The following is a 12,241-nucleotide window of genomic DNA, read 5'->3' on the forward strand; positions in this document are numbered from 1 at the left end:
AGAGCAGACGTTCGGTGTCATACTTTGCCCATGTCTCGGCCGCCCGCGCCCGCCACCTCGTCGGCGAAGCCCGATGGCGCCGCGCCCGAGCCGGAGAGCAGTCATTTCCCCGCCACCCTGCTCTACACAGCAGCGCGGCTCTACTACGAGGACGAGGCCACCCAGGCCGAGATCGCCGAGCAACTGGGCACCAGCCGAGCGACGGTGAGCAGGCTCCTCGCCGAGGCGAAACGCCAAGGCATCGTGCGTATCGAGGTGGTCCCGCCGGCCCAAGCCCGACCCACGGAGCTGGCCGACCGGGTGGCCCGGGCCCTGAATCTGAACACCGTCTACCTGTCGCCGCCTCTGCCCGCGCCCGGACCCGGACGCAGCGTCGTCGACATCATGGGGCGGGTGCTCGCGCCGGCGACGGCACGGGCGCTCGCCGAAGCGGGTTTGCTCCCGGGTGACGTGCTGCTGGTCTCCTCCGGCCGCACGGTCTACGAGCTGGCCCAGCACGAACTCACCTCGCTGCCCGGCGTGGTGGTGACCCCCACTGTCGGCGGCAACGACCAGCCCTACGAGTGGTATCAGACCAACGAGATCACGCGGCTGGTCGCCAATCGCGTCGGCGGGCGTGCCAACTACCTTTTCGCACCGGCACTTCCGGGACCCGCGCTGTATGACTCCCTGCTCGAGGATCCGAGCATCCAGCGCGTGCTGCACCAGTGGCCGCATGCCCGGTGCGCGCTGATGGGTGTCGGCGCGCCACCGCTGACCCGCTCGGACATCCCCCAATTCGTGCCGACCGGCTCGACGTCGCTGCGCGCCGCCGTCGGCGACGTGTGCTCGCGCTTCTACGACCGCAACGGCACCCCCGTCGACTTCGACGGTGCAGAACGGCTGATCGCGCTGGAACTGGAGACACTGCGCCACATCCCGGTCACGATCGCGGTGGCTGTCGGCAAGGACAAGGTGGAATCCATCACCGCCGGCGCCCGCGGCGGGTACTTCAACCGACTCGTCACCGATCCGGGTACCGCCGAGGCGCTGCTGGCGGCCACCGATGACCCCACCGATGCGCAGGTAGCACAGGAGGTTTCGTGACCACCACCGCCGAGCAGAGATACTCCGGGGCGATGCGGCTGGACGGCAAGCGCGCGCTGATCACCGGCGCCACCAAGGGCATCGGCGCCGACATCGCCCGTGCGTTCGCCGCTGCCGGCGCCCATTTGGTACTGAGCGGGCGCGACGAGACCGAACTGGCGCAGGCGCGACAGTCGCTCGGCGATCAGTACGGAGTCGAGGTCCGTGCCGTCGTGGCCGACCTCGCCGACCCAGAGGGTCCGGCGGCGTTGAGCCGCACCGCTCCCGAGGCGTTCGGCGGTCTCGACATCCTCGTCAACAACGCCGGCATCTCGCTGCCCGAACCTGTCGTCGCGACCACCGCGGAGAACTTCGACGCCACGCTCGCGGTGAACCTGCGGGCTCCCGCACTCCTGGCAGCCCAGGTCGGAGCGCTCATGGTGGAGCAGGGCACCGGTGGCGCCATCGTCACCGTCGCCTCCGCGGCAGCGCTGGCCCCGCTACCGGAGCACTACGCCTACTGCGCATCCAAGGCCGGCCTGGTGATGGCGACCAAGGTCCTCGCTCGCGAACTGGGACCGCACGGCATCCGCGCGAACTCGGTGTGCCCCACGGTCGTGCTGACCGAGATGGGCCAGAGGGTGTGGGGCGAGGAAGCCAAGGCTGCGCCGATGATCGCCCGAATCCCGCTGGGCCGCTTCGCCGTTCCGCACGAAGTGTCCGACGCGGTGGTGTGGCTGTGCTCTGATGCGGCGAGCATGATCAACGGCGTCGACCTTCCGGTCGACGGTGGCTACACGATGGGCTGAGCCGGCTCAGTCGACGGTGCCGGCGTCGGCGGCTGCCAGCCGGTGGACCTGCTCCCGCGTGGCCGGATACAGCTGCGCCCACGTCGCGAAGAGCTCCTCGTAGCGGGCTCGATTGCTCGGGTCGGGCGTGATCTCACGCTCGATCGTGGCCCAATCCGTCTCGGGCGGAACCAACCCCACCCCGATACCGGCCAGCAGTGCGTCACCGTAGCTTGCTCCGATGGCCTGCTCGGGCACCAGCTGCGAGCGTCCGGTGACATCGCTGACCGCCTGCGCCCACACCGGGCTCTTGAGACCGCCGCCGACCGCGACGGTGCGACGTGCCTCGTGGGCGTCGTCGAACCGGTCCAGGATCTGCCGGATGCCGAAGGCGATACCTTCATAGGCCGCCCGGAAAAGATGCCCGCGCCCGTGCCGCAAGGTGAGACCGGCAAGCACACCGCGGGCGTTCGGATCGAACACCGGAGTGCGCTCACCAGCCAGGTACGGCAGCATCAGCAGCCCCTCGCTACCCGCGGGCACGGCCAACGCCTCGGCGGTCAGTTCCTCGAAAGAGGGCTTGCCCGTGAGTGATTGCAGCCAGTTGATCATCGTGCCCGCCGTCGAGGTGCCTGCTGCGAGCGCCAGCGTTCGGGGATCGACTCCTGCAGTGGTCCACAGCGTGGGATCGCTGTGGTACTCGTCGATCACCTGGACCAGGAACATCGTCGAGCCGTACATCAGCATCTGGTCCCCGGGACGGCGCACGCCGACCGAGAACGCCTCCGAGTACGCGTCGACGGTCCCCGCGGCGACCGGAACGCCTGCCGGCAATCCCGTCTCGCGGGCGGCCACGGCGCTGACCTGTCCGACGACATCGCTTGGCCACACCAGGGACGGCAGCGGCAGCGGCCCGCAGATGCGCTCGGCCCACTCCCGGTTCCAGTCGAAGTCACGGGTGGCGTACAGCGGGTCGCACTGGCTCGCGGTGTGGTGATCCATCACATACTCGCCGGTGAGCTTCGCGGCGATGAAGGAGTTGGAGCCGTACCAGCCGGCAGCGGCGTCGAACACATGCGGCTCGTGATTGCGCACCCACTCGATCTTCGGCCCGACAGCTTGACTGGACAGCAAGGTGCCCGCCCGTTCGAGGATCTTGTCCTCGCCCAATTCCGCTGTCAACGAGTCGATTTCGGCGTGCGCACGGGTATCGATGCCGTACAGGATGGCCGGCCGCAGCGGGCGCAGATCGGCGTCGCAGAGCACCAGGCAGGGACCCACACCGCTGACACACACGCCGGCCAGGGATGCGTTGGCCGGTTGGCGGGCCATCAGCGCGCTGCTGATCGCGCACACCTCACGCCACCACACCGCCTCGGCGTCGACCTCGGCCCACCCCGGCCGCGGAAGATCCATCCCGTGAGCGATGGTCTCCGTGGCCAGCACTGTGCCCGAGCTGTCGACGAGAACTCCCTTGGTGCTTCCTGTTCCCATGTCGATGCCGAGCAGCGTGTCCACGACCCAACCCTACGTGCAGGAGCACAATCGCTGGCGTGGACTTCCGTCGACTCCAGCTGCTCCTCGCACTGTCGCGCCTCGGTTCGATGCGGGCGGTCGCCGACGAGTACCACCTCACCACCTCGACCGTGTCGGCGCAGATCGCCGCCCTGACACGCGAGACCGGGGCGCAACTGATCGAGCCGCAGGGCCGACGGGTGCGGCTCACCCCGGCGGGACGGCGCCTGGCCGATCACGCGGTGACCATCCTCGCGGCGGTGGACCGCGCACGACTGGATCTGGACGCCGGTGCCGACCCGGCCGGCACCGTCCGTGTCGGCGGGTTCGCGACCGGAATCCGCGTGTCGCTGCTGCCAATCGCCGCAGCGTTTCGCCGACGACTGCCGCAGGTGGACTTCATCATCAGCGAGTACGAGCCGGTGGAAGCGTTTCGGCTGCTGACCGCCGACGACCTGGACCTGGCGCTCACCTACGACTACAACCTGGCGCCGGCATCCCCGGGGGCTCTGCTGGAATCGGTGCCGCTCTGGTCGATCCGCTGGGGTCTCGGGGTGCCGAGTGGCACCGCGCGCACCATGACCACGCTGCGCGACTACTCCGACCAGACGTGGATCGTGAACTCCCGCAACACCGCTGACGAGGATGCGGTGCGCACACTGGCGTCGCTGTCCGGCTTCACCCCGCGGATCGCCCATCAGATCGACAGCCTGGATCTGGTGGAGGAACTGATCACCGCGGGCTACGGGGTGGGACTTCTGCCGATCGAGCGCCCCACCGCCGCCGGGGTGACGGTGTTGCCCCTGACCGGCCCCGACGTCGTGCTCACCGCGTACGCCGTCACCAGGATCGGGCGCGCCGACTGGCCGCCGCTACGGGCCGTGCTGGACGCCGTGCGACCGCCCCCGGGCGAACCGCTGCCGCGCGCGATGTGGCCACGGCCTGAGGCCGCACGGCTCACGTGAGGATCAGCGGAAGGTCAGGCCCTCGGCCATTCGGTAACGGTCGAGAACCTCCGGCGTGGGCTCTGCCTCGTGGACGGTGGTGTCCGCCAGGGACCACTGCGGTGGGTTCTGGCCACCCGCCAGCGCCCAGGCCGCCTGCCTCGCCGCGCCGAGCGCGACGTATTCCGCCGGTGCCGGAACATACACGGGCGCACCGAGAACGGCCGGCGCCACCGCTCTGACCGCCGCCGAGCGTGCCCCGCCGCCGATCAAGATGATGCGGTCGACCGCGACGCCGTGTGCGCGAATCTTGTCGATGCAGTAGGCCATGGACGCCAGCAGACCCTCGACGGAGGCCCGAGCGATGTTGGCGGAGTTGAGGTTTCGCGTGGTGATGCCGTGCAGCGCGCCCGTGGCGTCGGGCAGGTTGGGTGAGCGTTCCCCGTCGAGATACGGCACCAGCGTCAAGCCGTCGGCGCCGACGGCAGCGCTGAGCGCGAGCCGGTCGAACTCGTCGAACTCGACGCCGAGCATGCGCGCCACCGCGGCGAGCACAGGCGCCCCGTTGAGCGTGCAGACCAGCGGCAGCTGCCGTCCTGTCGCATCGGCGAACCCCGCGACGATGCCCTCGGGGTCGCACGGCGCCGTCCCACCGACGGCGCTGACCACACCCGAGGTGCCCAGCGACACCACACAGTCGCCCGGCCCGGCGCCCAGGCCGAGCGCGGCCGCGGCGTTGTCCCCCGCGCCGGCCCCCAGGAGCGCGCCGTGGGCGGTCTGCGACGCCGAACCGGCGGGGTCGACGACGGTCGGCAGCGTCGGGCGTCGCCCGCGCATTGCCAGCTCGAGCAGTTCGACGTCGTAGGAATCGGTCGCGGCTGAGAAGTACCCCGTGCCGCTGGCGTCACTGCGATCCGTGGTCAGCTCGCCGATGTCGGTGGCGCCCGACAGCCGCCATGTCAGCCAATCGTGCGGGAGGCAGACCGCGGCGGTGGCATCGGCATGCTCCGGTTCGTGATCGGCCAGCCACCGCAGCTTGGTGGCGGTGATGGCGGCGACGGGCACGACGCCTGTGCGCTGTGCCCATCTGTCGGGGCCGCCGAGTTCGTCGACCAGATCGGCCGCCGCACCGGCAGAGCGGGTGTCGTTCCACAGCAACGCGTCGCGGACGACGTTCCCCGATGCGTCCAGGCACACCATGCCGTGCTGCTGCGCGCCGACGGAGACTGCAGCGACGTCGTCGATGCCGCCCAGCTCGTCGAACGTCGCTCGGAGCGCGTCCCACCAGTGCGCCGGCGCCACCTCGGTGCCGCCCGGGTGGGCACTGGTGGCCGACCGGACGGTTCGGCCGGTCTCGGCATCACAGATCAGCACTTTGCACGACTGGGTGGACGAGTCGATTCCCGCGACGAGTGGCACGCCTGCGAAGCTACCCCGGCACGTCACCCGGTCGGGTTTGGTCGCCGAATCGCGTGGGAACATGTCCGGCATGTTGATCCGTCGCGTTGCGCGTCCAATGCTGTCCGCCGTGTTCATCTCCCGAGGGGTCGAGGCCCTGCGGAGCCCCAAACCCGCAGCCCAGTCCACGCAGAACACTCTCGACGGGCTCAGCAAGCTCCCCGATCCGGTCAGCACCAACCTGCCGTCGGATGCCGAGACGGTGGCCCGGATCAACGCGGCCGTTCAGATCGGCGGCGGGCTGCTGCTGGCGACGGGGAAGCTCCCGCGGTTCGCATCGGCGGCGCTGGCGCTGACCGTGGTGCCGGGTTCCCTCGGCGGACACAACTTCTGGAACGAGACCGATCCGCAGCGCAAGGCCGACGAGCGGCGCGCGTTCGTCACCGACATCAGCCTCATCGGAGGCCTCATCATCGCCGCGGTGGACACCGAGGGTAAGCCGTCGCTCGGCTGGCGCGGCCGGCGCGCAGCACGCAAAGCCGCCGAGGCGGTGACAGCCGCACTTCCCGTCGGCGCGGCCGCCGGCGGTTCGTTGGCGGACAGCGAGTTCGCCGACAAGCTGGGCCACGGCCTGCAGGTCGGCGCTGAGCGCGGTCGCGAACTGGCCCACATAGCGCGGGAACGCGGCGGCGAATTCGCCGAGGTCGCGCGCGAACGCGGCGGCGAACTCGCCGAGGTCGCGCGCGAACGCGGCGGCGAACTCGCCGAGGTCGCGCGCGAACGCGGCGGTGAACTCGCCGAGGTGGCTCGCGAACGCGGCGGCGAGTGGGCGGTGCTGGCCCGCAAACGTGGCGAGGAATTCGCCGACGTGGCACGCGACCGTGCACCCGAGCTGGCCGATGCCGCCCGTGAGCGCGCCCTTCGCTCGGCCGACATCGCACGCGAGCGCGCCGCAGAACTGGCCGACACCGCGGGTTCCGAGGTCAAGAAGCGCCGCAAGCAGCTGCGCTGACCCCTGCACAGAAGAAGCAGCAGCCCCCGCGAAGCCCTTTCGCGGGGGCTTCCTGCTGGGTACGGTGGGCTCGCAATCCAGCCGCCGCCACAAGGAGCTCCCCGATGACCAGCGACTATCCCCCGCAGTCCGGCCAATACGGCTACCCGGGGTCGTACCCGCCGCCCGGCGGCGGCGCCCAACCCGGCGGCGTCGGCGTGCGCTTCGCCGCCCGGTTCATCGACGGTCTGATCGTCGGCATCGTCGGCAGCATCATCGTCTTCGCGATCGGCGCGATGTCCAACGTCTGGATCACCGGGCTGTTCACCGGCGCGCTGAGCTTCGCCTACTACGTGGCGTTCGAGGTCACACAGGGCTGGACCCCGGGCAAGAAGCTGCTCGGCCTCAGTGTGCACGGTCCCGGCGGTGCACCCAAACCGACTGCCGCACAGTCGGCGATCCGCAACTCGTGGACGCTGCTGCCGATCATCCCGTTCATCGGCGGCCTGCTCGGCGTGGTGGCGATCGTCGTCATCGCGGTGACGATCAACAGCAGCCCCACCAAGCAGGGCAAGCACGATGAGCTCGCCGGCGGCACCCAGGTGCTGAAGGCCCCCTGAAAGCCTGAGGCCCGCCGCTGGACTCAGATGACGAGTCCGAGCAGCAGCACCAGGATCAGGCCAGTCACCGAGAGCACCGTCTCCATCACCGACCAGCTCTTGATGGTCTGTCCGACGCTCATCCCGAAGAACTCCTTGATGAGCCAGAAGCCGGCGTCGTTGACGTGGGAGAAGAACAGCGAGCCGGCACCGATCGCGAGCACCACCAGCGACACCTCACCGGTGCTCAAGCCCTCGACCAGACCCAGCATCAGCGACGACGCGGTGATGGTGGCGACCGTGGCCGAGCCCGTCGCGAGCCGGATCAGCACCGCGAGTGTCCAGGCGAGCAGGACCACCGAGACATTGGCGCCCTTGGCCCAGTCGGCCAGCAGCGTGCCGATGCCGGTGTCGACGAGCAGCTGTTTGAACCCGCCGCCCGCGGCGACGATCAAGATGATGCCCGCGACGGGCGGCAGCGACGATTCGATGCATTTGACGATCTGATCGCGGGTCATCGCGGCCCCGCGGCCGAGCGTGAAGATCCCGACGATCACGGCGATCAGCAGCGCCATCAGCGGCCGGCCCAGGATGTCGAAAGTCTGTCGCAGCACGTTGTTCTCGTCGTCGATGAAGATGTCGACCAGCGCTTTACCCATCATCAACGCGACCGGCAGCAGCACGGAGAAGATCGTGATGCCGAAGCTCGGGCGGGTGCGCTGCGCGACCGTCTGCATGCCGCCGCGCCCGGCCTCACCTGGGCCCGCGCTGCCGGTGCCGCCGTTCCCATCGCCACCGCCACGGACGTCGTCAGCGTTGAAGCGGTCAGGAATGTCGATGACGACCCAGCGTCCGGCCAGCTTCCCGAACAGCGGCCCTGCGACGATGACGGTGGGGATCGCCACGGCCACACCCAGGGCGAGCGTGACGCCGAGGTCGGCTCCGAGCAGGTCGATCGCGGTGAGCGGACCGGGATGCGGTGGGACGAGCCCGTGCATCGCGGAAAGGCCTGCCAGAGCGGGGATTCCGATGGTGATCAACGACAGACCCGAGCGCTTGGCGACAAGGTAGATGACGGGCATCAGCAGCACGACGCCGATCTCGAAGAACATCGGGAGACCGATGATCGCACCGACGACGGCCATCGCCCACGGCAGTGCACGTGGTGAGGCGCGGCCGACGATGGTGTCGACGATCTCGTCGGCACCACCCGAATCGGCGAGCAGCTTCGCGAACATCGCGCCCAGCGCGATCAGGATGCCGACACCGGCCGCCGTGGTACCGAATCCGTCGGAGAACGATCCGAGGACGTCGCCGACGTTCATGCCCGCGACGATCCCGACGGCCAGCGCGCCGAAGATCAACGACAGGAACGGATGAAGCTTCGCCACGGTGATGAGCACGACGATCAGTGCGATACCCGCCAGTGCCGCCACCACGAGTTGCCAGCCCGATGCGACGGGCTCCGGTAACTCGGTGTCCGCCGCGAGGACGGTCAGCATGGTCGCTGGTGATGTGGGTGACGAGATCATCACTTCTCCTGTTCGATCGCCGAAGCTGTTGTGGTGCAATAGGTGTCGATGATGGCGTCGATGCTCTGATCGACGTCGATGGTGGTGCCCGGTTCGTCGGCGTCCAGCGGCTCGAGGGTCGTGAACTGCGAGGCCAACAGCGACGCGGGCATGAAATGCCCTGGCCGGCTCGCCTGCCTGCGGGCGATGACGTCCGGCGTACCGCTGAGGTGCAGGAACAGCACACCCGGGCAATGCCGGCGCAACTGCTCCCGGTAGCTGCGCTTGAGCGCAGAACAGCTCATCACCCCGCCGTCCTCGCAGCGTTGCATCAGCCAGTCGCCGATTGCTTCGAGCCAGGGATACCGGTCGCCGTCGTCCAGGGGATGGCCGGCCGTCATCTTGGCGATGTTGGCGGCGGGGTGGAAGTCGTCCGCGTCTGCGAACGGCACCCGCAGCCGCTGCGCCAAGGCGGCGCCCACAGTCGACTTGCCCGAACCTGATACGCCCATGACCACCACGGGTGACGCCACCTTGTTCTCCTCACGCGGCCCACTTCCGGAGCCGGCTACCGCGCCGACTTCCCTGCTGTGCCTGCCGTCACACACGATGCCTTAATAGGCATACGATTGCAAGTAGATATCGATATCTATCTGATTATTCGAGGTGGCTGCCGCGTATGACAGGATGATTGCGTGTCCGAGACGCCGTCCGCAGCGCTACACGGCAGCGTGCTGAGCGCGCTGGGCGCGGCCATCGTGTCCGGCACCCACGCAGCCGGGGACGTCCTGAACCTGGACGGCGTCTGTGCCCGCTACCAGGTGTCGCGCAGCGTCGCCCGGGAGGCCATCCGCGTGCTCGAATCCATGGGCATGGTGGCCTCACGCCGCCGCGTGGGCATCACGATCCAGCCGGCCACCGCGTGGAACGTCTTCGACCCCCGACTGATCCGATGGCGCCTGGACTCCGACGACCGCGCCCGGCAACTCGCCTCACTGTCGGAACTGCGACGCGGGTTCGAACCGGCAGCCGCCGCGTTGGCCGCGCAGCGCGCCGATCCGCACCAGTGCCGCATCATGGCCGCGGCTGTCTCCGACATGGTGATGCACGGGCGCTCCGGGGACCTCGAGTCGTACCTGTTGGCCGACAAGGTTTTTCACCGGACACTCCTGGAGGCCAGCGGTAACGAGATGTTCCGCGCCCTCTACGATGTGGTCGCCGAGGTGCTCGCCGGCCGCACTCATCACGGCATGATGCCTGACACCCCCAACCCGGCGGCGATCGCGTTGCATGACGAGGTGGCCCGTGCGGTCCGGCTGGGCGACCCCGATGCCGCCGAGACGGCGATGCGGGTGATCATCGACGAGGCGGCCTCGGCCGTCGCCGGCGACGACTGAGATCAGCGCCGGGGCGCATAGGTGTAGTCGATCTTGGTGCCGTCGACGGCGGTCACCGTGAGCACCAGCTCGGCCCGTTCCGTGCCCGACACCACTGTGCAGTCGACGGTGTTGCCGACCCGGCCCTCCAGGCTGCCGCCGCACACCGCCGAGTCCGGTCGCCTGTTCACCCTGGCGGCGAGCTCGTCGAGCAGCGACGACTCCAGCTCCTCCTTGGTGAGTAGCGGCACCACGTCGAAGGTCATCGTCAGCCCCGTGACGCTGGTGACCGTGGCCGTGCGACGCACCGGAGTACCCCCGGCGGACACATCGCACTGTGCGACCGCACCGGCACGACCCGGCAGCCCCGAGAAGCACGCCACCGCGTCCGGCGTGCTCGCCACCAGTCGCGCCACGGCACGTTCCAGTTGAGGTCGAGACAGCGCGGGAATCATCTCGTAGACGATCGAGGCGCCGTCGATGTCGGTGACGGTGACGATCGGCTCGAAGCTGTTCGTCGGACTCAGCACCACGTCGCATCGAGCAGACTGCCCGACTTCACCGACCAGCGGCTCCTTGCAGACCACCGACTCCGGCTTCTCCCCCGCCTTCGCCAGGCGCGCAGCGATGTCGGCCTGCAGATCCTCGGGCGCCACGGCGGGGATCGCGTCGGAACTCACCGGCGAACTGCAGGCCGGCAGGACGCTGCAGCCGAGAGCCAGCCCGGCGAACACCCCGATCAGCTTGGCCATCTGCCTGCCCGTCACCCCCGACCCACGGTGCTGGGGACGTTAGCAGACCTGCGCCCGCGGGGTGATTGACTGCGGGGGTGCGCAACCCTTCTCGCCCGATCACGCTCGCCCGCCGCTTCTTCGACCGGATCGAGCCGGTCCACGCCGTGACCTACTTCGCGCCGGAGGCCCGCGCGGCCCTGGACGGCCTCGGCTACCGCGGCTTCTGGATGGGTTACTTCGCCGCCCGGTCCGCACCGCTGGGCATCGTCCCGGCCGAAGTCGTTACCGCGGCGTTCTACAACTTCACCGCAGATCGGGTCGCCACAGCGCTGCCCGCCGCGTGGGATGTGGCTCCTCCGGCCGACGCCCTGCGCGCCCGTGAGGAGGGCGCGGTGGCGGCGCTGCGGCGCAGCGGTGTCACCGACGCAGACGCACAGACCGCGGCGGAGCTGGCCGCTCGCGCGGCGGTGGGTGCCGACCTCGACGGTCGCGTGCTGTACGCGGCCAACCGATCGCTGACGTGGCCGAGCGAGCCACTGCCACGGCTGTGGCACGCGGCCACCCTGCTGCGCGAGCATCGCGGCGACGGCCACGTCGCCGCGCTCTCCGCCGAAGGTCTGTCCGGCCGCGAATGCAACGTGCTGCACGCCGCTGCCGGCCGGGTGCCCGAGCAGATGATCAGGCGCAGCCGCGACTACGACGACACACAGTGGGCCGCACACAGTGATGCGTTGCGAGAGCGCGGGTTGCTCGACGACGCCGGCGCCATCACCGACCAGGGCCGCGCGCTGAAACAGCACATCGAGGACAGGACCGACGCGCTCGCCCTGCCCGCCCTGGACGCGCTCGACGATGACGAGGTCGAGGCGCTGTTCGGTGCACTGACGCCGATCACCCGCGCCGTGATCGCGGCGGGCGACGTGCCCGCAGGCACGCCGATGGGGCTGCGTCGCGACGATCTCGACGACGCCCACGCCCATCTCCGATGACCCCTCAGCGGGGCCCGTACATGATGAGCGCCACGCCCAGCAGGGCCACCAGCGCGCCTGCCACATCCCAGCGATCCGGGCGGAACCCGTCCAGGGCCATACCCCAGAGCAGGGAGCCGGCGATGAACACGCCACCGTACGCGGCGAGCACCCTGCCGAAGTGGGCGTCGGGTTGGAACGCGGCGACGAATCCGTAAGCGCCCAAGGCGATCACACCGGCCCCCATCCACAGCCAACCTCGGTGTTCGCGCACTCCCTGCCACACCAGCCACGCCCCGCCGATCTCGAGAACCGCTGCGAGAACGAACAGTGCGGCGGATTTGGCGACCAT

General features: G+C 69.6%; 13 protein-coding genes. 7 read left to right on the forward strand and 6 right to left on the reverse strand.

Annotated elements, in window-relative coordinates; all coding sequences use genetic code 11:
• Positions 1–30: 30 nt before the first annotated feature.
• A complete protein-coding gene (locus ACZYYX_RS27940) occupies positions 31–1,086 on the forward strand; it encodes a sugar-binding transcriptional regulator (protein WP_463818089.1) in 1,056 nt (351 codons plus the stop codon).
• A gap of 32 nt (positions 1,087–1,118) precedes the next feature.
• Complete coding sequence (locus ACZYYX_RS27945) at positions 1,119–1,874, forward strand: SDR family NAD(P)-dependent oxidoreductase (RefSeq protein ID WP_463818274.1); 756 nt, start codon at positions 1,119–1,121, stop codon at positions 1,872–1,874.
• Positions 1,875–1,880: 6 nt separating this feature from the next.
• On the opposite strand, the gene ACZYYX_RS27950 is transcribed toward ACZYYX_RS27945, so the two are convergent.
• A complete protein-coding gene (locus tag ACZYYX_RS27950; RefSeq protein WP_463818090.1) occupies positions 1,881–3,371 on the reverse strand; it encodes an FGGY-family carbohydrate kinase in 1,491 nt (496 codons plus the stop codon).
• Positions 3,372–3,406: 35 nt separating this feature from the next.
• Between ACZYYX_RS27950 and ACZYYX_RS27955 the strand changes: the two genes are divergently transcribed.
• A complete protein-coding gene (locus tag ACZYYX_RS27955) occupies positions 3,407–4,333 on the forward strand; it encodes a LysR family transcriptional regulator (protein ID WP_463818091.1) in 927 nt (308 codons plus the stop codon).
• Between the two features lie 3 nt (positions 4,334–4,336).
• On the opposite strand, the gene xylB is transcribed toward ACZYYX_RS27955, so the two are convergent.
• Positions 4,337–5,731, reverse strand: a complete 1,395-nt coding sequence (gene xylB, locus ACZYYX_RS27960; protein WP_463818275.1) for a xylulokinase — start codon at positions 5,729–5,731, stop codon at positions 4,337–4,339.
• Positions 5,732–5,801: 70 nt separating this feature from the next.
• Here xylB and ACZYYX_RS27965 point away from each other — a divergent pair, with 70 nt between their 5' ends.
• Both ACZYYX_RS27965 and ACZYYX_RS27970 read left to right on the forward strand, forming a co-directional pair.
• Entirely contained in the window at positions 5,802–6,722 is a 921-nt protein-coding gene (locus ACZYYX_RS27965; protein ID WP_463818276.1) for a DoxX family membrane protein, read from the forward strand.
• 104 nt (positions 6,723–6,826) lie between these two features.
• Entirely contained in the window at positions 6,827–7,321 is a 495-nt protein-coding gene (locus tag ACZYYX_RS27970; protein ID WP_463818092.1) for an RDD family protein, read from the forward strand.
• Between the two features lie 23 nt (positions 7,322–7,344).
• On the opposite strand, the gene ACZYYX_RS27975 is transcribed toward ACZYYX_RS27970, so the two are convergent.
• Together ACZYYX_RS27975 and ACZYYX_RS27980 are read right to left on the reverse strand one after the other, a co-directional pair.
• On the reverse strand, positions 7,345–8,802 hold the full coding sequence (locus tag ACZYYX_RS27975; protein WP_463818277.1) for a GntP family permease: 1,458 nt from the start codon (positions 8,800–8,802) through the stop codon (positions 7,345–7,347).
• A 29-nt stretch (positions 8,803–8,831) separates the two neighbouring features.
• The gene (locus tag ACZYYX_RS27980) at positions 8,832–9,344 is read right to left on the reverse strand and encodes a gluconokinase (protein WP_463818093.1); all 513 of its coding nucleotides are present in this window, start codon (positions 9,342–9,344) and stop codon (positions 8,832–8,834) included.
• 162 nt (positions 9,345–9,506) lie between these two features.
• On the opposite strand from ACZYYX_RS27980, the gene ACZYYX_RS27985 reads away from it, so the two are divergent.
• Positions 9,507–10,208 (forward strand): FadR/GntR family transcriptional regulator, encoded by a 702-nt coding sequence (locus ACZYYX_RS27985; RefSeq protein WP_463818094.1) that lies wholly within the window; start codon positions 9,507–9,509, stop codon positions 10,206–10,208.
• A 2-nt stretch (positions 10,209–10,210) separates the two neighbouring features.
• On the opposite strand, the gene ACZYYX_RS27990 is transcribed toward ACZYYX_RS27985, so the two are convergent.
• Positions 10,211–10,954, reverse strand: a complete 744-nt coding sequence (locus tag ACZYYX_RS27990) for a DUF4333 domain-containing protein (RefSeq protein ID WP_463818095.1) — start codon at positions 10,952–10,954, stop codon at positions 10,211–10,213.
• A 62-nt stretch (positions 10,955–11,016) separates the two neighbouring features.
• On the opposite strand from ACZYYX_RS27990, the gene ACZYYX_RS27995 reads away from it, so the two are divergent.
• Positions 11,017–11,910, forward strand: coding sequence for an SCO6745 family protein (locus ACZYYX_RS27995; protein ID WP_463818096.1), 894 nt, complete (start codon positions 11,017–11,019; stop codon positions 11,908–11,910).
• A 4-nt stretch (positions 11,911–11,914) separates the two neighbouring features.
• Here ACZYYX_RS27995 and ACZYYX_RS28000 read toward each other — a convergent pair whose 3' ends face one another.
• Positions 11,915–12,241: a YnfA family protein gene (locus ACZYYX_RS28000; protein WP_463818097.1), complete on the reverse strand. Its 327-nt coding sequence runs from the start codon at positions 12,239–12,241 to the stop codon at positions 11,915–11,917.

It is taken from the genome of Mycobacterium sp. IDUB_1 (assembly GCF_055419625.1).